The following is a 22,050-nucleotide window of genomic DNA, read 5'->3' as shown; positions in this document are numbered from 1 at the left end:
GGGCCAGATCCCTACGTTACAAAAAAAGCAGCGCAGCGGGAACGCTGTGCTGCCTGGTATCGCCCTCCTGCGGGAGCAAAACGGCAAGGTCGCCGGCGAGTTGGCTCCTAGGCGGGTTTGGTTGACACGCGCCGCTGCACCCGCTGGCTCAGCCACACGCTGCCCACCACGATCACCATCCCCGCCATTTGCGCCGCGCTCAGGCGCTGGTCGAGCAAAGCCCAGCCCAGCAGAACGGCCGATACCGGGCTCAGGAAGCCCAGCGACGACACCACCGCGGGTTCCAGCCGCGCCAATCCCCGGAACCAGATCACATAGGTCAGCGCCGCGCCGATGAGCCCCAGATAGGCAATGCCCAGCACATTCAGCGTGGTCACCGGCGGCAGCGCCGGCTCGGCCAGCAAGGCGACGGGCAGGAGCAGCGCGCCGCCGGCGGTCAATTGCCAGGAGGTGAAGGCCAGCGCCGACACCGGCGGCTGCCAGCGGCGGCTCAGCACGGTGCCCAGCGCCATCGACGCGGCGCTGGCCAGGCCTGCGGCCACGCCCACCGGATCCAGCGCCGCCTTGGGGCCCAGCACCAGCAGCGCCACGCCGCCGATGCCGGCCAGCGCCGCCAGCACCGCCAGGCCGCGCACGGGCGTACCCAGCAGGGCGCGCGCCAGCAGGATCACGATGAGCGGCTGGATCGCGCCCAGCGTCGCCGCCACGCCGCCCGGCAGGCGATAGGCGGCCACGAACAGCAGCGCCCAGAAGATGGAGAAGTTCAGCGCGCCCAGGATCGCGCTGCGCAGCCACCAGATGCCGTGCGGGATCTGGCGCACCGCCAGCAGCAGCAGGAGGCCGGCCGGCAGGGCGCGCAGCATCGCCACGGTCAGGGGATAGCCCTGCGGCAGCATCAGGGTGGTGACGACGTAGGTGCTGCCCCAGATGGCGGGGGCGGTGGCGGTCAGAAGCAGGTCGGTGCTGCGGCTCATTATGGGTTCCTGGCGGCCGGCGGTCGCCACGATGGCCGGCCGACGACTTCGAAACCGACAGGCTAATTGATTAGCGCCGATACGATAATATCCATTCTGATGGCGACATCATTCACTACTGGTAAACAATAAACGGGCCCGTCCATGGACCACCTCACCGCGCTCAAGGTCTTTCGCCAGGTGGTCGAGCAAGGCGGCTTCGCCGCGGCCTCGCGCCAGCTTGGACTGTCGCCCGCCGCCGTCAGCAAGAACATCGCCGAACTGGAGGCGCACGTGGCGGTGCGCCTGCTGAACCGCACTACCCGCCGCATGAGCCTGACCGAGGCGGGGAGGCAGTACTACGAGCAGGTCGCGCGCATCCTCGATGACCTGCACGATGCCGACATGTCGATGGGGCCGCTGCAGCAGGAACCCACTGGCACGCTGCGGGTCAGCGCGCCCATGTCCCTGAGCCTGACGCTGCTGGCGACCGCCATGCCGCGTTTCCTGGCACGCCATCCGCGTCTGTCGCTGGACCTGCACCTGGAGGATCGCCGCATCGACCTGATCCGGGAAGGCTTCGACGTGGCCATCCGCGGCAGCGACAGGCTGGAGGAATCCAGCCTGGTGGCGCGCAAGCTGATGACGCTGGAGCATGTGCTGTGCGGCGCGCCGGCCTACCTGCGCCAACATGGCGAGCCACAGGCGCCCGCCGACCTGCGGCGCCTGGAATGCGTGCGCTTCACCCTGTCGGGGCATGCCGACGAATGGACCTTCCAGCGCGCCGGCCAGGTCGAACGCGTGCAGGTGCGCGGGCGCTACAAGGTCAATTCCAGCCTGGCGGTGCGCGACGCGTTGCGCGCCGGCCTGGGCGTGAGCCTGGTGCCGCGGGTCTACGTGCAGGCCGACCTGGAGATCGGCGCCTTGCGCCAGGTGCTGACGGATTGGACGCCGGTGGAGACGGACGTGTACGTGGTGTATCCGTCGCGGCGCCACATGGTGGCGAAAGTGCGGGCGCTGGTGGACTTCCTGGTCGAGGAACTGGCGCCGCCGGCGGCCTGAACCGCCGGCGGCGCCGCAGCGCGCGATCCGCGTCAATACATGTGCTGTCCGCCGTTCATGGCGACATTACTTCCCGTCATGAACGCCGCCGCATCGCTGCAGATGAACGCCACCAGCGCGGCGATTTCGTCGGGCTGGCCCAGCCGGCCCAGCGGAATCTGCGGCAGGATCTTCTCCTTGAGCACGTCTTCCGGCACGGCCTCGACCATGCGCGTGGCCAGGTAGCCCGGCGACACCGTGTTGACCGTGACGCCCTTCCTGGCCAGTTCCAGCGCCAGCGATTTGGTGAAGCCGTGGATGCCGGCCTTGGACGCGGCGTAGTTGGTCTGCCCGAAGGCGCCCTTGGAGCCATTCACCGACGAGATGTTGACGATGCGTCCCCAGCCGCGGTCGGCCATCGGCCCGCACAGGGGCTGGGTCATGTTGAACATCGAATCGAGGTTGCTGCGCAGCACGTCGTTCCAGTTCTCGTAGCTCATCTTGCGCAGGCTGGCGTCGCGCGTGATGCCGGCATTGTTGACCAGGATGTCGATCTGGCGGCCGTCGTCGGCCAGGCGCCGCGCCAGCGCCTGGCAGGCGTCGTAGTCGGCCACGTCGACCTTGACCATGTCGTAGCGGCGGCCGGCGGCCGCCTCCTGGTCGAGCCACTGGCGCGTGGCCGCTTCGCTGGCATGGCAGGTGACGATGACATCATGGCCGGCATCGAGCAGCGCCCGGGCAATGGCGCGCCCCAGGCAGCCGGTGCCGCCGGTGACGAGCGCGGTGCGTTTAGTCGCCATGGCGCGCTCCGAACTGGCTCGCTTCGCGCATGGCCGAGCAGGCCGAGGTCATCTGGTCGCAATACGACGACCACATACGCGTCAGCGGCGAATCGGCCAGGCCGCCGCTGGCCGCCGCCGAGGCGTTGCGCAGCCAGCCGCTGACGGCCTCGCTGACGCCGGCGGCCAGCGCCGCCTGGTCTTCCAGCGCGGCATGGGTGATGGCCTGGCTGGCTTCGAGCTGGCACTGCCATTGCTTGCGCGTGACCTCGCCCAGCGCGGGGGCGATGTTCTGCCAGTTGCCGTCGAGCTTGAGCGGCGCCAGCGTCGACAGGTACTGGCCGGTGCCGTCGCTGGCCAGGCGCTGGCCCAGCTGCAGCCAGCGCTGCTGGCTTTCGCGCGCCAGTTCAGCCAGGCGCTGGCAGTAGGCGGCGTTGGCGCCGGCGAGGTCCTGGGGCGTGGAAGCGGTGGTCTTCCCGGTGGTCTTCTTCATGATGCGTCCTTTTAAGAGAGTGGTAAGGGGCAACGAATGCACAGGCCTCACGCCATCTGGCTGAGGGTCTTGCGGAAACGGGTCAACGAGAAGGCGAACAGGACGCTGCCGATCAGCGCCAGCGCCAGGAACGGTTGCCATACGACGCCCAGGCCGGCGCCGCGAAAGAGAATCGCCTGGCCGAGTTCCACGAAATGGGTGGTGGGGGCGGCCAGCATGATGTTCTGCACGAAGTCCGGCATGCTTTCGCGCGGCGTGGTGCCGCCGGACAGCATCTGCAGCGGCAGCAGCACCAGGACCAGCAGCATGCCGAACTGCGGCATGCTGCGCGCCAGGGTGGCCATGAAGATGCCCATGGAGGTGGTCGCGAACAGGTGCAGCGCCACCCCGGCCAGGAACAACGCCACCGATCCCTCGATCGGCACGTGCAGCAGGCCACGCACGACGAATGTCAACGATAGCCCAGCCGACACCAGGACCACCAGCCCCATGGACCAGACTTTCGCCAGCATGATCTCGGTCGGTGTTACAGGCATGACCAGCAGGTGCTCGATGGTGCCGTGCTCGCGCTCGCGGATCAGCGCCGCGCCCGTCAGGATGATGGACAGCATCGTGACGTTGTTGATGATCTCCATCAGGCTGCCGAACCAGGCCTGCGTCAGGTTGGGGTTGAAGCGCATGCGCACCGCCAGGTCCACCGGCAGCTCGGTCGGCTTGCGGTAGCGTTTGACGAATTCGTTGATCTCGTCGGTGATGATCTGCTGGATGTAGCTGCTGCCGGTGAACGCCTGGCTCATGCGGGTGGCGTCCACGTTCAGCTGGATCTCGGCCGGCCTGCCGGCCAGCACGTCGCGCTGGAAGTTCGGCGGCACGTTGACCACGAAGGTGTAGCGCCCGGCGTCCATGCCGGCGTCGGCCTCGGCCGACGTGACCATCGCCGGCCGGGTGAAGTGCGGCGGGTAGAACGCCGAGGTGATGCGGGCGGACAGCGGCGAGACGTCCTCGTCTACCACCGCGATGGCCGCGTTGTGCAGCGACTCGGGCACGGCGGTCGCGGCCGTGTAGATCATCAGCGTGAACGACACGAAGATCAGCACCAGCATCATCGGGTCGCGCGCCAGGCTCCACAGTTCCTTGACGCCCAGGCGGAAGATATTGGCGGCATGTCGCGGCATGGTTCAGGTCTCCTGCTTTTTCAGAAGCAGCGCCGAGGCGCCCAGGATCACCGGAATGGCGATCAGCAGCGGCCAGAACGAACCCTGCAGGTTGGAGAAATCCAGCGCCTTGCTGAACACGCCGCGGCTGATCGTGAGCATGTGGGTGGCGGGGTAGACCTGGCCGATCAGCTTGCCGGCGCCTTCCAGCGAGGACACCGGATTGAGCAGGCCGGCGAACTGCACCGCCGGCACCAGCGTGCCGATCATGGTGAAGAACAGCGCCGCGATCTGGCTGCGGGTGAAGGTCGAGGCCAGCAGGCCGATGGCGGTGGCCACCACGTTGTAGATCAGCGCGGCCGCCAGCAGCGTGGTGAAGCTGCCGGTGATCGGCACGCCGAACAGCGTCACCGCCAGCAGCGTCATCAACAGGAAGTTCAGCATCGCCAGCGCCACATAGGGCGCCTGCTTGCCCAGCAGGAATTCCAGCCGCGTCACCGGCGTGACGTACAGATTGATGATCGAGCCCAGCTCCTTCTCGCGCACCACCGCCAGCGCGGTCAGCATGGCCGGCATCATCAGCAGCAACAGCGGGATCACGGCCGGCACCATGGCCGGCAGGCTGCGCACGTCGGGGTTGTAGCGAAAGCGTGTCTCGATGCCGACCGCCTGCGTGGCGGCGGCGCCCAGCCGTTCGCGCGCCTGCTGCTGCAGCCAGCCCTGGTGCATGCCGAGCACGTAGCCGCGGATGGTCTCGGCGCGCTGCGGCATGGCGCCGTCGATCCAGACGCCGACCTGCGCGTTGCGGCCGCGCTCGGCGTCGCGCGCGAACCCCTGCGGAATCTCGATCGCCAGCGACAGCTCGCCGCTGCGCATGCGCGCGTCCATGTCCTGGTAGCTGCTGATCGGCGGCTGCTCGATGAAGTAGCGCGAGCCCGCCAGGTTCAGGCTGTAGTTCTGGCTCAGCGTGGTCTGGTCGCGGTCCATGACCGCGTAGCGCAGGTCTTCCACGTCCAGGCTGATGCCAAAGCCCATCACGAACATCAGCAGCAGCGAACCGGCCAGCGCCAGGGTGGCGCGCACTGGGTCGCGGCGCAGCTCCAGCGCCTCGCGCCACATGTAGCTGAACATGCGCTGCATGCTGAAGCCGCGCGGCTCGTGCGCGGCTGCCGGCGGCTGCGCGACAGGCGCCTGCTCAACATCCCGCGCCGCGTCGGGTGCCGTGCCCGCGCCCGCATCGACCAGGTAGGCGATGAAGGCTTCCTCCAGCGTCTTGGCGCCGCGCATCCGGGTGATCTCGTCGGGCGAGGCGCTCACCAGCACCTTGCCCGCGTGCATCAGCGACATGCGGTCGCAGCGCTGCGCCTCGTTCATGAAGTGCGTCGAGATGAAGATGGTGACCTGGTCCTGCCGCGCCAGCGCGATCAGCAGGCGCCAGAAGTTGTCGCGCGCCACCGGGTCCACGCCCGAGGTCGGCTCATCCAGGATCAGCAGTTCGGGCTTGTGCACCATGGCCACCGCCAGCGACAGGCGCTGGCGCACGCCCATCGGCAGGTTCTCGGGCAGTTCCTCCAGCGCATCGCCCAGGCCGAAGCGCGCCGCCATCTCGGCGACGCGGCCGGGGATGTCGGCCTCGGGCACATGGAACAGCCGCGCGTGCAGCACCAGGTTCTGCCGCACGGTCAGTTCGCCATAGAGCGAAAACGCCTGCGACATGTAGCCGACGCGGCGGCGCGTGTCGATGTTGCGCGGGTCGACTTCGGCGCCGAACAGCCAGGCCTTGCCTTCGCTGGCCGGCAGCAGGCCCGTCAGCATCTTCATGGTGGTCGACTTGCCGCAGCCGTTGGATCCGAGAAAGCCGAAGATCTCGCCCTTGCGGATGCGGAAATTGACATGGTCCACCGCGACGAAGTCGCCGAAGCGCATGGTCAGGTCGCGCGCCTCGATGGCGATGGTGGCGTCTTCGTCCAGCGCCAGCGGCGTGATCTCGACGGGTTGGTGGCCGCGCCGCTTTTCCTCGGGCAGCAGCGCGATGAAGGCGGCTTCCAGCGAGCCGGTGCCGGTGCGCTGGCGCAGTTCGTCAGGGGTGCCGGTAGCCAGCACGCGGCCTTCGTCCATGGCGATGAGCCAGTCGAAGCGCTGGGCCTCGTCCATGTAGGCGGTGGCGACGATCACGCTCATGCCCGGGCGATCGCGCCGGATCTGGTTGATCAGGTCCCAGAACTGCGCCCGCGCCAGCGGGTCGACGCCGGTGGTGGGCTCGTCCAGGATCAGCAGGTCGGGATCGTGGATCAGCGCGCAGCACAGGCCCAGCTTCTGCTTCATGCCGCCGGACAGCTTGCCCGCCGGGCGCGACAGGAACGCGGCCATGCCGGTGCTGCGGGTCAGGCTGTCGATGCGGCGGCGGCGCTCGGCCTCGCCATGGCCGAACAGGCGGCCGAAGAATTGCAGGTTCTCTTCCACCGACAGGGTGGGGTAGAGATTCTTGCCCAGGCCCTGCGGCATGTAGGCGATGCGCGGGCAGACGTCGTCACGGTGGCGCTTGCTGGCCATGTCGCCGCCCAGCACCTCGACCGTGCCCTCCTGCACCGCGCGCGATCCGGCGATCAGCGCCAGCAGGCTGGACTTGCCCACGCCGTCCGGCCCGATCAGGCCGATCATGCGGCCGGCGGCAATGTCGAGCGTGATGCCATCCAGCGCCAGCGTCCTGCCGTAGCGCAGCGACACCCCCGACAGCTTGACCACCGGGGCGGGGGAGGCCGTCGTGGTCGCGGTCATCACGGCACCTTGACTTCAAGGTTGGCGGGCCATTGCGCGTCGGCGTCCAGCTTCAGCCAGGCCACGCCCGGCAGGCCGGTCTTGACCTGGCGCAGATGCTGGCGCAGCAGCTCGGGCGCGATCTGCGCCTTGACGCGGAACATCAGCTTCTGGCGCTCGGTGGCCGTCTCGACGGTCTTGGGCGTGAATTGCGCGGTGCTGGCCACGAACGACACCTTGGCCGGAATCACATACTGCGGCGCCGCGTCCAGCACGATGCGCACGTCCTGGCCCAGGGCGACGCGGCCGGCCGCCTGCTCCGGCAGGAAGAAGGTCATGTAGACATCGGCCAGGTCGGCCATGTTCAGCACCTTGCCGCCCGCGCCCAGCACTTCGCCGGCCTGCGCCACGCGGTACTGCACGCGGCCGTCGCGCGGGGCGCGCAGTTCGCTGTCGGCGATGTCGGCCTCGATGCGGGCGATGGTGGCCAGCGCGGCGTTGACCGCGGACTGGGCGCCAACCTGGGCGGCCTTGGCGGCGTCGATGGCGGCCTGTGCCGCCTTGACCTGGGCGCGCCCGGCGTTGACGGCGGCCTGCGCGCTGCGCACCCGGGCGCGGTCGTCGTCCAGCTCCTGGATCGACGAGGCGCCTTCGCGCGACAGCGTCTCGGAACGCGCCAGGCGGCGGCGCGCCGCGTCCAGCTCGCTTTCGCGCTGCACCACCACGGCCTCGGCGGCCAGCTTGTCGCTTTCGCGTTGCGCCACCTGCGCGCCGGCGCTGGCGGCATTGTTGACGGCCTGCTGGTGCTGGGCGCGGGCTTCCTCGCGCTGCGCCTGCAGCGTGTCGATCTGCATGCGGGCCAGCGGCTGGCCGGCGCTGACGAAATCGCCTTCGGCCACCAGCACGTCCTGCACCCGCCCGGCCAGCTTGGTGGCGACGTCGACCTCGGTGGCTTCGATGCGGCCGTTGCCGCTGACGAAGCCCGCGCCCGGGCCGGTGTCGGACAGCATGCGCCAGCCGTAGTAGCCGGCGGCCGCCACGGCCACGATCGCGAGCAGGGGAATCAGTTTTCGGGTGGACAGCTTCATGATGCGGATCCTGTGTTGAGCGGCGCGCGCCTGCGTGCCCCCGCCCAGCGCGGCGTACAGGCCGACACGGGCCGACAGCAGCGCGCGGCGGGTCTGCACCAGCGTCTGCTGGGCGGCCAAGAGGTCGCGCTGCGCGTCCAGTACCTCCAGATAGGGCGAGGCGCCGTGGTCGTAGCGCAGCTTGGCCAGCCGCGCGCGTTCGCTTTGCGCGTCCACGGTGGCGCGCAATACCTGCACCTGTTCGGCCAGCCAGCGGCGCGCCGACAGGGCGTCCGCGACATCCTTGAAGGCGCCCTGGATGGCGCGCTCATAGCTGGCCACGGCCTGGTCGCGCCGCACCTCGGCCAGGTCGAGGTTGGCGCCGCGGCGTCCCGCGTCGAAGATCGGCAGGTTGATGCTGGGCGCGAAATTCCAGGCGCGGCTGCCGCCGCCGAACAGGCCGTCCAGTTCGGCGCTGGCGCTGCCGAACGCGCCCGTCAGCGTGATGCGCGGAAAGAAGGCGGCGCGCGCCGCGCCGATGTTGGCGTTGGCGGCACGCAGCTGGTGTTCGGCGGCGACGATGTCGGGCCGATTGGTCAGCAGGTCCGACGGCAGCCCGGCCGGCAGGTCGCGCATGACGCTGTCGTCGTCCAGGCCGGCGCGCGGCAGCGGCTGCGCCAGCGGCTGGCCGGTCAGCAGTTCCAGCGCATGGGCCTGCGTGGCGCGGGCCTGTTCCAGGTCGGCGCCAAGCGCGCGCGCCTGTTGCCAGAGCGTCTCGACCTGGGTCAGGTCCAGCTTCGAGATCGAGCCCACCTCGTAGCGCCGGCGGAAGATGCGCAGCGACTCCTCGCGCGAGGCGATGGTTGCGCGCGTCAGCGCCAGCCGCTCATCCAGTTCGCGCAGCGTCAGGTAGCTGTCGGCCACTTGCGCGATCAGGCTCAGCGTGGCGGCTTCGGCGGCGGCGTCCGAGGCCAGGTAGTTTTCCAGCGCGGCGTCCTTGAGGCTGCGCACGCGGCCCCAGAAGTCCAGTTCCCAGGCCGCCATGCCCACGCCGACCTGGTACTGGCTGGCCACCTGCGGCTGGCCGGTGAGGTTCAGGTCGCCGGGCGTGCGGCCGCGGCTGCCGTCCGCCTGCGCGCCGATCGTGGGGAACTGGTCGGCGCGCTGGATGCCGTAGAGGGCCCGCGCTTCCTCGACCCGCAGCAGGGCCGTGCGCAGGTCGCGGTTGTGCGCCAGGGCGTCGCCGATCAGGCCTTGCAGCACGGGATCGGTGAAGTAGCCGCGCCAGTCGACCCGCGCCGCGCTTGGCAGCGAGGCGTCGGGCGCGGCGGCCTGGCCGGGATAGACGGCCGCCACTGGCGCCGTGGGCCGGACGTATTGCGGCGCCATCGACACGCAGCCTTGCGCCAGCAGTACGGCCAGGGCGGCCGGCGCCAGCCGGGCGGCGCGCCATCGCGCAAGGGGACGGCGGGTCATGCTCATTGCTCCATCACATAGGTGCCGGGCGCGTCGCCCAGCGCGGGGTAGCCCTTGCGCGCGGCGTCCATCGCGGGGGGCCTGGCCGGCTTGCCGGACAGCCCGTCCAGCCAGGCGCGCCAGTGCGGCCACCAGGAACCGTCGTGCGGCGTGGCCGCCGCCAGCCAGGCGTCCGGGGCCAGCGCCGGCTGACCCGCCGCGCGCAGCAGGCTGCGAAAGCGCCGCCGCGGATGGCCCGGTTCGCTGACGATGCCGGCGTTGTGACCGCCGCTGGTCAGCACGAAGGTCAGCGCGGCAGGCGACAGTTCGTGCAGCTTGTAGACCGAACGCCATGGCGCCACATGATCGGTCTCGGTGCCGACGCAGAAGGTCGGCAGGCGCAGGTCCTGCAGCCGCACCGGGCGGCCGTCCACGGCGTAGCGGCCGGCGGCCAGGTCGTTGTTCAGGTACAGGTGGCGCAGGTATTGGCCGTGCATGCGCGCCGGCATGCGGGTGGCGTCGGCGTTCCAGGCCTGCAGGTCGTTCATGGGGCGGCGCTGGCCCAGCAGGTATTCCGAGATCATGCGCGACCACACCAGCTGCTGCGCGCGCAGCAACTGGAACGCGCCGCTCATCTGCCGCGCCGGGAAATAGCCCAGCGCCGCCATCTCGGCCTCCATCAGGGCGACCTGGAACGCGTCGATGAACAGGCCCAGCTCGCCGGGCTCGCTGAAGTCGGTTTGCGCCGCCAGCAGGCTCAGGCTGGCCAGCCGCGAGTCGCCGTCGCGCGCCATGGCGCTGGCGGCCATGGCCAGCAGCGTGCCGCCCAGGCAGTATCCCGCCGCGTGCACCGCCGCGCCGGGCACGATCGCCGCGATCGCTTGCAACGGCTCGCGCACACCCAGGCGCAGGTAATCGTCCAGGCCCAGGTCGCGGTCGGCGGCCGTGGGGTTTTTCCACGACACGCAGAACACCGTATAGCCCTGGCCGACGAGATAGCGGATCAGCGAGTTGTGCGGCGACAGATCCAGCACGTAGTACTTCATGATCCAGGCTGGCACGATGAAGATCGGCTCGGGCCGCACCTGGCGGGTCGCGGGCCGGTACTGGATCAGTTCGGCCAACGGATTGCGCAGCACGACCTTGCCGGGCGTGACCGCCACCTCGTGGCCGGGACGGAACTGTTCGGCGCCGGCCGGCGGCAGGCCGCCCAGCTGGCGCAGCCCGTCTTCCCAGGCGGCCTGCGCGCCGCGCAACAGATTGGCGCCGCCTTCCCGCAAGGTCTGGCGCAGCACCAGCGGATTGGTGCATGGGTTGTTGTCCGGGGCCCACCACTCCAGCCATTGGCGCACCATGAACGCGGCCAGGTCGCGCTGGTGGCGATCCGCCAGCGGCAGGGCGCGGACGCAGGCGTCCCAGTTGCGCTGGGCCTGCTGGAAGCCTTGGCTCCACAGGGCATAGGGCCATTGGCGCCAGGCGTCGTCATCGAACCGGCCCGCGCGCAGCGCGGTCCGCGGGGGGGCTGGCGGGTTCCGTTTCGGCATGATGGCTCCAGGGCGCGCGGGCGGCGGGAATGCCGCTGGCGAGGCCGGATCGTCGCGCATCCGGGCTTGTGGCCCGGTGTCGGACCAATCCGACTCAAACGTCTTGAACGCATTGTGCCGCCGCGGTGGTGATCAATCCTTGATCAGAATCAAGTTAGCGACTGACTGGTCGGTTTTTAATGGTGCTGTTGGCGGGCGGCGGCGCTGCCCGCCAATCCGCAATGGGAGCAGGGGTGATGAGTTCGCAACGTCAGCGTCTCCCTCCTACCGTGCGCGTCGGGCAGATCCTCGATGCCGCGCTGCAGGAGTTCTCGGCCGCCGGCTACACCGGCGCCCGGATGGATGACATCGCCTTGCGCGCCGGTCTGTCCAAAGGCGGCCTGTACGCGCATTTCGCCAGCAAGGAGGAAGTCTTCGAGGCGCTGCTGGCGCGCTACCTTTGCCCACCGCGGCTCGACGCCCGCGCCCTGGTCGAGGGCTCGACCACGCCGCGCCACCTGGCCGAACGCCTCGTCAACCATCTCTATGCCAGCCTGGCCAATCCGGCCATGATCAGCGCCATGCGCCTGCTGCTGGCCGAAAGCCTGCGCGTGCCGCACCTGGCGCGGCGCTGGCGCGAACAGACCGCCGACGCGCACCAGGCCGACATCGCCCAACTGCTGGAGCTGGCCCGCGCGCGCGGCCTGTGCGGCGATGGCGCCGCGCTGCGGCATCCCTGGCTGCTGCTGTCGCCGGTGGTCCACGCCATCTTCATGGCGATCCTGCTGGGCCCGGACGAGCGCCTGAACCTGCCGCAGCGGCGCGAAGCGCACGTGGCGCTGATCTGCGACCTGCTGTAGCCGCGCGCCTGCCTTCGGCGGCGGCGTCGCCGTGGATGCGCGGGGCCGCGCCGCCCTGTATCCTTGCGACACCCCCATGACTGACGCTGCGAGGAAGATGTGCCCACCTCAGGAATGACGGTCCGCGTGCCGTCCTGGCGCTATTTCCCGGTGGCACTGGCCCTGGTGCTGCCGGTGCTCGGTTGCATCGGCTGGACCTGGCTGCACGCGCTGAGCACCGAGCGCGCCGAAGCCGCCACGGCGGGCCGGATCGTGCGAGTGCAGACCGGCCAGATCATGGCTCGCGCCCTCGACATCCTGCCGCGGGTCACGGCCCTGTCCGCGCAGTCCTGCCAGACGGCGCGTCCCGACCTGTACCGCTGGGGCACGCTCAATCCGTATTTCCGCTCGTTGTTGCTGGTCAAGCGCGAGCACATCTATTGCTCGTCGGCCTTGGGCGAGGTGGACTACGAGACTGGCGCGTTCCACCGCTGGCCGGTCGGCACGCCGCCGACGCAGTGGTTCGTCAGCGTGTCCGGCACGCCCCTGGCGCCCGACCGCCCGGCCTTGCTGCTGGGCATGGCGGGCGAGGACGGCCGCGGCGGCGTGGTGGTGGTCGACGGCCGCTACGTGCAGGACCTGCTCAACGCGGTGTCGTCGCTGGGGGCCTACCAGCTCGAAGTGACGCTGGGCCGGGGCGCGCCCATCCGCAACGATGCCTGGGGCACGGCGGCGGCCGAGAGCCTGTTTGAGTCGACCGAGGCGGTTGCCGGCCGCGGCGACCTGGTCATCAGGGTGATGGCGCCGTCCGAAGCCGTGGTGCGCGCCTGGCAGCAGCTGCTGGTCACCTATCTGCCCGTGGCGATGCTGTGCGGGGCGTTGCTGGCCTTCGGCGCCTACCGCCTGCAAGTGAACCGGCAGTCGTTCAAGGAGCAATTGCGCCGCGCCATGGACGCCGATGAGCTGCACGTCGAATACCAGCCGGTCTACGGCAAGGCCACCGGTCGCTGCGAAGGCGCCGAGGCCTTGATGCGCTGGACCCGGCCGGGCGTGGGGCCGGTGCGGCCCGACATCTTCATCGCGGCGGCCGAGGCCGAAAACATGATCGTGCCGCTCACGCAACACTTGCTCAAGCTGATCCAGCGCGACATGCAGGCCTGGAACACGCCGCCCGATTTCCATATCGCCGTGAACGTGGCGCCGGAACATCTGTCGAGTCCCGCCCTGGTCGCGGACATCCAGGCCTTTCGCGGCGCGATCCGGCCGTCCTTGATGGTGCTGGAAATCACCGAACGCAGCCTGATCTCCGACAATGGCCAGGCCCGCCGCAATATCGACGCGCTGCGCGCGCAGGGCGTTTTCGTCGCGATCGACGATTTCGGCACGGGACATTGTTCGCTGTCGTACCTGCAGATGTTCCCGGTCGACTATCTCAAGATCGACAAGGGCTTCGTGCAGGCCATCCAGGACAACGGCGAGGAAGCGCCGGTGCTGGACGTGATCATCACGCTATCGCACCGCCTGGGCTTGGCGGTCGTGGCCGAGGGGGTGGAAACCCCTGGACAATTCACTTACCTGACCGAGCGCGGCGTGGCATTCATCCAGGGCTACCTGTTCGCGCGGCCCATGCGGTCGGCCGACTTCGTGCGCTGGTATGCCGACAAAGCGGCCGAGCCACCGGTGCCGGCCACGCTTCGGGGCTGAGCGCGGCGCGCTCACTCCATGGCCTGCGCGGGCCGCCCGGACGCCGATATCTGCCAGGGCTTGCCGCGATCCTTTTCGTCCGCCGCCTCCGAAGCCGTTCCGGTCCGGGGCAATGGGCCCCGGTCACAACAGGCGCATGCCGCCCCGTCGCGCACGGACGGGAAGCCCAGCCTTGGCAAGGTCGGCAATGCAAAGCGCTGGCCCAGTGACCAGACGCTGGCGGTGCGCACGGCCGGCGCGCCCCTGTCGCGGTGGCAGGCCCGGCCAGGCGTGTCCCGCCCACAGGCGCAAGCCGACGCCAGCGCCATGAACAACAAGGCCGCGGCGACTAGCGCGGCGATCGCGATGGCTGACCGCATGGTTTTCCTTTTAGGATAAAAAATTATCGTTTGACGATAATTTGTTGCTACACTACAGCAACGTCATTACCTTCGCAACGTGTTCTGGAGGCTCCCGTGGCCGCAGCGCTGACTTCGACTCCCACCCAACAAACCCCGCCCGCGCCGCCAGGGCGCGACCGGTTTGAACGCATCCGCGTGCTGTCGCGATGGATGCGTGGCCTGCTCATCGCCGTGGCGCTGCTGCTGGTCGCCGCACTGATCGGCATGTGGTTTTTCACCGCCGAGGCGGTGCTGGCGCGCGGCATCTATTCGTTCCTCGGCATCACCCCGTCGCCGGCCTCGGTCGACAGCGCGGCCGCCCATGTCGGGCTGGCCGGACCGCCGCCCGCGCCGCACCTGCAGTTGGGGCCGGGCTACCGGCTACTGGGTTTCGCGCTGTTCGGGGCGCTGGCGGGGCTGGCGTTGCGCGGCATCGCGCACGCCTACGCGATGTTCAGCGATTTCGGCCGGGGCGATGTGCTCACGGTCGCCACCGCGCGCCGGCTGCGCGGCATCGCCTTGCTGGTCACGGTGTTCAGCGCGGCGGTGCCGGTGTTGAAGACGGTGCTGGCGCTGGTCCTGACGCTGGCCAACGGACCAGGGCAGGGCCCGCACATGCTGATCGATATCGACGTCAGCGACATCCTGCTGGCGTTGCTGGGTGGCCTGCTGTTTTCGCTGGCCTGGGCCATGGAAGAGGCGGCCCGGGTCGCGGAAGAGAACCGGGGGTTCATCTGATGGCGATTGTCGTGCGGCTGGATGTGATGCTGGCGCAGCGCAAGATGAAGGCGCGTCAGCTGGCCCAGGAGATCGGCATCACCGAGCCGAACCTGTCGCTGCTCAAGTCGGGCAAGGTCAAGGGCATGCGTTTCGACACGCTCGAACGCATCTGCGAAGTGCTGCAATGCCAGCCTGGCGACCTGCTCGAATACCAGCCAGGCCCGGCGGCGGGCGACGAAGCCCCCGACTGACTCCCTCCCGTTCCTGCTTTCCCCTGCGCGTGGCGCGTGGCCATGCGTGGGATTCCCACGTCCTTTCGATGGATGCCTGCCGTCATGCAAACCCTGTCCCGCGATGCGTCGCGTATCGCTTCTTTCCTGGCCTGCGCCACCGCGCTGGCCGCCTGCGCGCCCATCGCGCTGACACCCGGCGCCGCGAGCGTGCGCATCACGCACAACGAACCCGGCAAGGAATGCGTCTTCCTGGGCGATGTCACCGGTAGCCAGGGCAACTTCCTGGCGGGAGCGATCACCTCCAACGCCGACATGGAAACGGGGGCCCGCAATGACCTGAAGAATCGCGCCGCCGCGATGGGCGGCAACGTGGTCTATCTGTTGACGCAGCGCGCCGGACAGACGGGCGGCAAGGATCACATGGAGCAGACCAACGTCACGCTGTCCGGCAATGTCTATCGCTGCGGCTAGCGTTGTGGCGCCGCCTTGGCGAAGAAGAGGTCGGTGATCGATTGGCTGTCCAGCGGCTCGCCGTTGATGGCGCGCGTCAGCAGTTCGGCACCGAGCAATTGCACCGAGAACACCAGGTCGGGCTGCACCCGCCGGATTTTTTCCAGGTGCTTGCTGGTGTTGACCAGGGCCACCGTCCTGGCGCCCTGTTCTCCGGCGGCTTCCTTGGCGGCCAGCACGATGAAGGCGTTCTCGGCGTCGTCCTCGCGCAGCGCCAGCACATAGCGCGCGCGGGTCACGCCCGCGCTGCGCAGCACCTCGACGCTGGAGGCATCGCCTTCGATCAGGTCGGTGGCGGCCGGGTACTCCTGCGGCGCGCCGGCAGGCACGATGACCGTGACCTCGTCGCCGCGGCGCCGCAGGCCGTCGTAGACGCTCATGGCCAGGGGCGTGGCGCCGGCAATGATGATGTGGTTTTTTCTCATGGCGGTGGAAAACCGGCCCTTGACCAGCCGTTTCAGGTTGCCGCCGATCACCGGGCCGGCGATCGCGCTGATGGAGGTGGCGAAGACGGTGATGCCGAGAATGATAATCGACGCGGTGAACAGCCGCGCCGCGTTGCTGTGCGGCGTGATGTCGCCATAGCCCACCGTCGACATCGAGACGATGGAAAAGTACAGGGCGGTCGCCGCGTCCTTGATGGGCGGATTGAATTCCTCGCCCAGGTACAGCGTGCCGAACACCGCATAGATCAGCAGCGACACCATGCTGACCAGCGCGAACAGCGAGCCGGCCGTGACGCTGGCGCGATCGAAGCGGCGCCAATAGGCGACCAGCGCCACCACCAGCACCAGCGTATAGATGCCGAGTCCGGCGCGGCCGCTGTCGCCCAGGATGGCGAAGGTGCCGATGCCGATCAGCAGCACCAGCGAGAAGGCCCAGGCGATGCGCGCCTTCAGGATCAGGCCAAGGGCGATGATCTGCAGCCCCACCCCCAGCACCAGCCGCGGGATCTCCAGCAGGCCGACCACCTGCATCACGTCCCGCCAGTTGTCCAGCGCCAGCCAGAACGAATACTCGCGCGTCCGCACTTCGCGCAGCACCGGATGCATGAAGGCATACCCGTCCAGGGCCACCAGGATGGCGAGACACCAGTTGGGCGGCACAAGGGAGATCACACGGCGCAGGCGGCGCGCGAGGCCGGTCAGGGGATTGGGCATGGCAGGGGCATCCTTTGCCTGCATTCTATAGGCGCCCGTCGGGGGCTTGCTATATCCAATATGTATAGAAGGCTATCAACAAAGAATTACTTGAATTGCGCCCGACGTCCTAAACTGCCTTCATCACGCGGCTATCCGAGAGGAACGCCGCTGATACGGGCGACGAGCCCGCCAGCTGCCAGGGCGGACGAAATCCCCGGGCGTTATCACGCTGCAGCTTGGGTGGGGACTAGAGACCCCAACCGGGCTCACGGCCAGTCCGTGCGTGAGTAGTATGAGGCACGAATGTTGGAATCGCGTGATCTAGGTAGAAGGCATCAGTGCCGGCTGATGACTCCAGGCTCACGTGTTGTTTTAGCGCGGCGTCTTACCTTCGGGGCAGCGCCGCGTTTTTTTCGCCCATCGCCAGGCTCCTGGCGCCAGCGTATCAGTAAGATGGCGCGCCCGCATCTGCGGTGTCGCGGCGCCAGGCCTCCTGTCCGTCCGGACGACTCTCCTCTCCTCCTTCCCGCGGATCCAGTTCCAGCGCGATATCCGCCGCGAACATATAGCCCCAGCCATGCACCGCGCGGATCGGCAAGGTCATGTGATTGGCCGTCGCCTTGCGCCGCAGCCGGCTGATCATGACGTCTACGAAGCGGCGCCGCGTGATGGCGCCGTCGGCGTCTTCGGCGCCGTCGGGATAGAACGCGTCGCGGCTGACCTTGCGGTCGGGCGCCTTCACCAGACGGGTCAGGAAATCACGCTCGCCCGTGGTCAGCCCGAGGCTGCGCCCGGCGGGGCTGATGAGGGTCCAGCCCTTGTTGGCCAGGCGCCAGGTTTCCTGCAGGGGGTCGTCGGGGGGCGGCTCGGCCACCGGTTCGGACAGGTCCAGGCCCACCGCGCGGCGCACCAGCGCCTGCAGCACCGCCGCCAGCTCCAGGCCGGTGACCTCCGGCGGCAGGCACGCGTCGGCGCCGCAGAGCAAGGTGCGAATGCGGTTTTCCTCGGCGCCGAAGGGCGCGATGGCGACGATGCCCAGGCTGCGGTCGATGGCGCGCAACCGTACGGCGGCGTTGTGGATATCGGGCAGCGGCGCTTCCAGGATGATCAGCGGGCAGGCGCGGCGGGAATAGCGGTCGTAGACGTCGGCCAGGTCGTGGCAGCGACGTACGCTGAATCCGAGATGGGACAGCGCTTGGACCAGCCGGCCGTGCCTGGCGTCGTCCTGGGCCAGAAAAATGACATCCAGTGTGTTGTTCATGGATGCCCGTCCGCGCCTGCGTTGCGTGTCATGCCCCTCTCCCTTTGCTGCGCCATGATGTGGCGGCATCTGGCGGTGTTGTCTGGTGGCGGGCGAAGGTCTGGGCTGGTGCCCAGCGTGTGGGCCGCGGCAGGTTGAGGCCGCGGTCGGGGTCCGGGGCGGCGCCTGGCTCGAGCGCGTTGCGCCCAGGCCGCCGATGATCCGATTCCGCATGGAAGTCACGCCCGTGTTTCATTTAAACACGGGCGTGTTTTTTTGTGAAGATACGTTTCTGTAGTTTCTGGTGGTAACAATTGACGCGAGGCATATTTCCGCGTGGCGCTTGGAACGCTGTTTGTTTTGCGTGGTTGAGACCTGAAGATATTAAGTATTACCGATACATTATTTTCTATTTTCACACGCCGAAAAACCATAAACTCGGGCCGGCGTTAACCCCGCGCCAACGTCGCGCGTCCGCGCGCGGCGGGTGCCGTCGGGATGGCGCCGTGCCGACCGCAAGCCGATGATAGAAAGGGGTTTTTTGCATCGCCGCGGGTCAGTTTCGCGGTGGCGGGGCAGGGGCCCGCACGGGGCCGGGAGGAGGGCGCCGCGATTTACGGATTAGCCACGGAATTGGGGTGCAATCCGTTTATTTGGCGGCAGTATTGAGATGTTTTAATCAAATAAATAAATTCATATTAATGTCTCAGGTTGATCGATTGGACACGTTTAGCCATCGTCTGCGCAACGCAAGAATGCTTCAGGGATGGACACAAAAGGACTTGGCGGTCGCGAGCAACCTGTCGCAAAGCGCTATCGGCAATTACGAAAGCGGCCAGCGCCTGCAGCCTTCCAGCGATGCACTCATCAAGCTGACCCGCGCGCTGCGGGTCAATCCCATGTGGCTCAGCACCGGCGAAGGGCCGATGCTCAATCCTGGCCATGCCACGTCCGTCGCCGGCGCCGGTGACGCGCCTGAACAGCCGCCCTGGCCGTTCGAAACGGTGTCGTACGCCACCTATGCACGCCTGAGCCTGCAGGAAAAGCGCCAGATCGAGCAGGTGCTGGCCGCCTACATCAAGGCGCGCGGCGAATAGTCCCCACCGTGCCGCCGGCGGACGCGGCGTGTCGGACGGGCGCCCTGTCCAGAGGCGCCGCGCCGCGCGCCACGCCGGCCGGGTTGACGGTGCGCGGCGCCGATCCCACGCCTGCGAGCGGCGCGTCCACGCGCAGGCGCCGCCGCAGGCGTTCCACCGGCTCGGCGATGAGACTGTTGAGCAACGCGGCCAAGCCGATGCAGCCGGCCACCACCAGCGCCATGAACATCGCCGGCTGCCGCGCCTGGGTGCCGTCGAGCAGCCAGCCGAAGAACAGGATGACCAGCGCGTGGCAGATGTAGATCGGATAGCTCAGTTCGCCGATCGCCTTGTCGAGCCGGTGCCGTGACTGGAACAGGAAGGCCAGCGGCAGCAGCGCAGCGAACAGCAACACCGCGATGCCATCGCGCAAGGTGGGCGGCAGGCCAATGGAAAAATGGGCCAGCGCATACAGCAACAGCAACGCCGTGCCCAGTTCCGGCAGCCGCGCAACGCGCCGGCTCCAGGCCTGCCAGCGTGGCAGCAGCACCTGGTGCGATAGCGAACCCAGCAGGAACAACGCCAATTCGGTTGGGAAGAAACGGTAGGTCCAGGGATCGCCCTGGCCGATGCCGCTGGCGATCAGCGCCGCGCGCAGCGCCAGCGAGGCCACCAGCAGCACCAGCAAGCGGCGCGGCGAGTGCAGCGCGAAAGGCGCGACCAGGTAGAAACTCATTTCCACGCCCAGCGTCCACGCCTGCGGCACCAGCAATCCCTGGTACAGCGGCACTTCGCTGTGGACAAAACTGCCGGTAAAGGCCAGGCCACCCTGTTCGATACCGAAGAACATGAGCCAGTCCTGGCCCAGGATCACCAGGTTCGACACCGCCAGGAACAGTTCGGCGGACAGCGGCAGGTCTTCGTAGACGCGCCAGAACGCCTCGCCACCGCCTGCAAGGTACGCCAGCAGCGTCAGCGCGGCCACGGCCAGATAGACGGGATACAGGCGCAAGGCGCGATTGGCATAGAACCTGCCCGGCGCGCCCCGATAGTGGTCGGTGGCGGTCAGCACATACGAAATCAGGAAGCCCGAGATCACGTAGAAAAGCTGTACGGCAAGGCGCCCGCCCACCAGCCAGTCGGTGGCGCCGCCGCCCAGGTGGTCGAGCACGACGGACAGCGCCAGCAAGGTTCTCAACATGCCCATCGCCGTGTCTCCGGAAATTGTTGTTATGGCTGCCCGGGCCGGGCGCCGATCCGCGCCCGGCCTGTCGGGAAGTGTCAGTCGATTCTGCGCGTGGCGACGGCGCCCCGCCATGCGGCATTCGATGCAGGCCCCCTGCGCGCGATGTAGCGCGCGCGATGAGCGGGTGCAGCTTTAGGCTTCGGCTGTCGGGCGGAGGCACGGGACGTGCTGGCCTCATGGCGGTTACAGTCGAGGTTGTGTCTTTTCAGGAGTGCTGTCGATGTTTACCTTCCTGTCTTCGCGTTGCCGGGTGCTGGGCGTCGGGGTGCTGGCCGTGGCGTTGGCTGGCTGCGCCGGGTCCACCGGCGGCGCGCGCGCCGAGGGCGCCGCCGCCGCCAACGCGGCCAGCAGCGCGGACTCGCTGGCCCAGACCAGCTGGGAACTGGTGCGCTGGACACGCGCGGGCGGGGCCTTGCGCGATATTCCGCATGGCGACAATGGCGAGCCGATCCGCCTGACCTTCCTGGCACAGGGCAAGCAGTACCGCGCCGAGGGCTTCTCGGGCTGCAACCGCTACCAGGGCAGCTATAAGCTGCAGGGCGGCAAACTGGCCATCGACGCGCCCGCCGCCACCCGCATGGCGTGCGTGCCGGCCGAGCGCGCCGCGCTGGAAGCCGACTATCTGCGCGGCTTGACCGTCATCGACACGTTCACGCTGGACAGCGGCGGCGCGCCGCGCCATCTGACGTTCAACCTGCGCGGCGGCGACGTGCTGGAGTTCGAGCGCCGCCAGGATCCGCCCACTCCCTGAACGCGCGCGCCGGCCAGGTGTTTCAGTATGTTTTGCGGCATCCGGCCGCAAGGCGGGGCGCGCCTACAATGGGCGCTGCCCGAAACCGCCGGCAAGCGTGCCGCGGCGGGCGGTCCTTGTTTCTTGCGGGAGATTTCCATGTCCTTGTCCTCTGCCTGGCGCTGGATCGCGCCGTGCGCGCTTGGTTTGACGCTGGCGGCCTGCGCGGCGCCGCCGCGCACCGCGGACGGGCGCGACCCGCGCTTCCAGCCGGCCGCTGCCTCGGACGTGCTGGCGCAGACCAACTGGGACCTGGCGCGTTGGACCCGCCCCGGCGGCGCGTTGCGCGAGATCCCGCATCCGTCATCCAATTCGGTGCCTGTGACCATCGGCTTCATCCATGACCAGGGCGCTACCCGCGCGACCGGCTTCGCCGGCTGCAACACCTACAGCGCGCCTTATACGGTGGCCAACGGCCAGTTGATCATCCAGTCCAACCCGGTGGCGACGATGAAGGCCTGCGCGCCGGTGAACATGAAGCTCGAACAGGAATTCCTGGCCGGCCTGACGCGCATCACCGCCACGTCCTTCGACAACACCAGCAATCCGCGACGCATGACGTGGGCGCTGAGCAACGGCGACACGCTGGATTTCGGCCGTCGCCTCGATCCCGTCGCCGGCGGCCAGGTGGGCGCGACCAAGCTGGTCTACGTCAACGCCGAGCGCGTGCCGTGCAACGCCGGCGCCGGGCGCGCCATGTGCTATCAGGTGCGCGATACGCCGACGCAGCCCTGGCAGCTCTGGTATGGCGATATCACCGGCTTCAATTTCCAGCCCGGCATCCGCTACCGCCTGCGAGTGGTCGAGGTCAGGGACCCCAACCCGCCAGCCGACGCCTCGGGCCTGCGCTGGGTGCTGGATACGGTGGTGGAACAGGAAATCGTGCGCCGCTGAGGCGGTTCGGTGGGCCGCGCTTGATCCGTGGCAAGCGGGCGCCGCGGTCCAGCG

General features: G+C 68.6%; 19 protein-coding genes and 1 pseudogene. 9 read left to right on the top strand and 11 right to left on the bottom strand.

Annotated features, from left to right (window positions below; genetic code table 11):
* Window positions 1-107: 107 nt before the first annotated feature.
* The gene (locus DK459_RS18560) at window positions 108-974 is read right to left on the bottom strand and encodes an EamA family transporter (RefSeq protein WP_070540283.1); all 867 of its coding nucleotides are present in this window, start codon (window positions 972-974) and stop codon (window positions 108-110) included.
* Window positions 975-1,118: 144 nt separating this feature from the next.
* Between DK459_RS18560 and DK459_RS18555 the strand changes: the two genes are divergently transcribed.
* On the top strand, window positions 1,119-2,015 hold the full coding sequence (locus tag DK459_RS18555; protein ID WP_020926253.1) for a LysR family transcriptional regulator: 897 nt from the start codon (window positions 1,119-1,121) through the stop codon (window positions 2,013-2,015).
* Between the two features lie 32 nt (window positions 2,016-2,047).
* Here DK459_RS18555 and phbB read toward each other — a convergent pair whose 3' ends face one another.
* From phbB to DK459_RS18520, 7 genes and pseudogenes are all read right to left on the bottom strand, one after another.
* Window positions 2,048-2,794, bottom strand: a complete 747-nt coding sequence (gene phbB / locus DK459_RS18550) for an acetoacetyl-CoA reductase (protein WP_006385829.1) — start codon at window positions 2,792-2,794, stop codon at window positions 2,048-2,050.
* A complete protein-coding gene (locus tag DK459_RS18545) occupies window positions 2,784-3,266 on the bottom strand; it encodes a hypothetical protein (protein WP_006385830.1) in 483 nt (160 codons plus the stop codon). The genes phbB and DK459_RS18545 overlap by 11 nt, the downstream gene beginning before the upstream one ends.
* A 47-nt stretch (window positions 3,267-3,313) precedes the next feature.
* Window positions 3,314-4,441, bottom strand: coding sequence for an ABC transporter permease (locus tag DK459_RS18540; RefSeq protein WP_053498288.1), 1,128 nt, complete (start codon window positions 4,439-4,441; stop codon window positions 3,314-3,316).
* A gap of 3 nt (window positions 4,442-4,444) precedes the next feature.
* Window positions 4,445-7,198, bottom strand: a complete 2,754-nt coding sequence (gene rbbA, locus DK459_RS18535) for a ribosome-associated ATPase/putative transporter RbbA (RefSeq protein WP_070540278.1) — start codon at window positions 7,196-7,198, stop codon at window positions 4,445-4,447.
* On the bottom strand, window positions 7,198-8,265 hold the full coding sequence (locus tag DK459_RS18530; RefSeq protein ID WP_070540275.1) for an HlyD family secretion protein: 1,068 nt from the start codon (window positions 8,263-8,265) through the stop codon (window positions 7,198-7,200). Before DK459_RS18530 ends, rbbA begins: the two co-directional genes overlap by 1 nt.
* A gap of 21 nt (window positions 8,266-8,286) precedes the next feature.
* Window positions 8,287-9,720 (bottom strand): annotated as a pseudogene (locus DK459_RS18525) (efflux transporter outer membrane subunit); the annotation flags it as partial.
* A gap of 2 nt (window positions 9,721-9,722) precedes the next feature.
* On the bottom strand, window positions 9,723-11,243 hold the full coding sequence (locus DK459_RS18520) for an alpha/beta hydrolase (RefSeq protein WP_070540269.1): 1,521 nt from the start codon (window positions 11,241-11,243) through the stop codon (window positions 9,723-9,725).
* 236 nt (window positions 11,244-11,479) lie between these two features.
* On the opposite strand from DK459_RS18520, the gene DK459_RS18515 reads away from it, so the two are divergent.
* The 5 genes from DK459_RS18515 (at window position 11,480) to DK459_RS18490 (ending at window position 15,569) form a co-directional block, all read left to right on the top strand.
* Window positions 11,480-12,082 (top strand): TetR/AcrR family transcriptional regulator, encoded by a 603-nt coding sequence (locus tag DK459_RS18515; RefSeq protein ID WP_058207495.1) that lies wholly within the window; start codon window positions 11,480-11,482, stop codon window positions 12,080-12,082.
* 99 nt (window positions 12,083-12,181) lie between these two features.
* Window positions 12,182-13,765, top strand: coding sequence for an EAL domain-containing protein (locus DK459_RS18510; RefSeq protein WP_370445602.1), 1,584 nt, complete (start codon window positions 12,182-12,184; stop codon window positions 13,763-13,765).
* Between the two features lie 455 nt (window positions 13,766-14,220).
* Entirely contained in the window at window positions 14,221-14,883 is a 663-nt protein-coding gene (locus DK459_RS18500; protein ID WP_054499208.1) for a hypothetical protein, read from the top strand.
* The gene (locus DK459_RS18495; protein ID WP_006385840.1) at window positions 14,883-15,116 is read left to right on the top strand and encodes a helix-turn-helix transcriptional regulator; all 234 of its coding nucleotides are present in this window, start codon (window positions 14,883-14,885) and stop codon (window positions 15,114-15,116) included. Before DK459_RS18500 ends, DK459_RS18495 begins: the two co-directional genes overlap by 1 nt.
* 84 nt (window positions 15,117-15,200) lie before the next feature.
* On the top strand, window positions 15,201-15,569 hold the full coding sequence (locus DK459_RS18490) for a DUF4156 domain-containing protein (RefSeq protein WP_006385841.1): 369 nt from the start codon (window positions 15,201-15,203) through the stop codon (window positions 15,567-15,569).
* On the opposite strand, the gene kch is transcribed toward DK459_RS18490, so the two are convergent.
* Window positions 15,566-16,756: a voltage-gated potassium channel protein gene (kch, locus tag DK459_RS18485; protein WP_370445606.1), complete on the bottom strand. Its 1,191-nt coding sequence runs from the start codon at window positions 16,754-16,756 to the stop codon at window positions 15,566-15,568. The two genes, DK459_RS18490 and kch, sit on opposite strands and share 4 nt — an antisense overlap.
* Before the next feature lie 439 nt (window positions 16,757-17,195).
* Entirely contained in the window at window positions 17,196-18,011 is an 816-nt protein-coding gene (locus DK459_RS18480) for a winged helix-turn-helix domain-containing protein (RefSeq protein WP_024070445.1), read from the bottom strand.
* A 680-nt stretch (window positions 18,012-18,691) separates the two neighbouring features.
* On the opposite strand from DK459_RS18480, the gene DK459_RS18475 reads away from it, so the two are divergent.
* Window positions 18,692-19,087 carry a helix-turn-helix domain-containing protein gene (locus DK459_RS18475; protein WP_080564226.1) on the top strand — a complete coding sequence of 132 codons (396 nt, stop codon included), beginning with the start codon at window positions 18,692-18,694 and terminating at the stop codon, window positions 19,085-19,087.
* On the opposite strand, the gene DK459_RS18470 is transcribed toward DK459_RS18475, so the two are convergent.
* Window positions 19,068-20,267: an acyltransferase gene (locus DK459_RS18470; protein ID WP_324610090.1), complete on the bottom strand. Its 1,200-nt coding sequence runs from the start codon at window positions 20,265-20,267 to the stop codon at window positions 19,068-19,070. The genes DK459_RS18475 and DK459_RS18470 overlap by 20 nt on opposite strands.
* A gap of 265 nt (window positions 20,268-20,532) precedes the next feature.
* Between DK459_RS18470 and DK459_RS18465 the strand changes: the two genes are divergently transcribed.
* Together DK459_RS18465 and DK459_RS18460 are read left to right on the top strand one after the other, a co-directional pair.
* Window positions 20,533-21,063: an META domain-containing protein gene (locus DK459_RS18465; protein WP_020926270.1), complete on the top strand. Its 531-nt coding sequence runs from the start codon at window positions 20,533-20,535 to the stop codon at window positions 21,061-21,063.
* Window positions 21,064-21,201: 138 nt separating this feature from the next.
* A complete protein-coding gene (locus DK459_RS18460) occupies window positions 21,202-21,996 on the top strand; it encodes an META and DUF4377 domain-containing protein (RefSeq protein WP_006385847.1) in 795 nt (264 codons plus the stop codon).
* The last annotated feature ends 54 nt before the right edge of the window (window positions 21,997-22,050 follow it).

The sequence above is a fragment of the Achromobacter sp. RW408 genome, assembly GCF_003184165.1.
Taxonomy (GTDB): Bacteria; Pseudomonadota; Gammaproteobacteria; order Burkholderiales; family Burkholderiaceae_B; genus Achromobacter; species Achromobacter xylosoxidans.
Note: the sequence above shows the minus strand (reverse complement) of the source record. Positions and strands in the feature narration are given on the sequence as shown.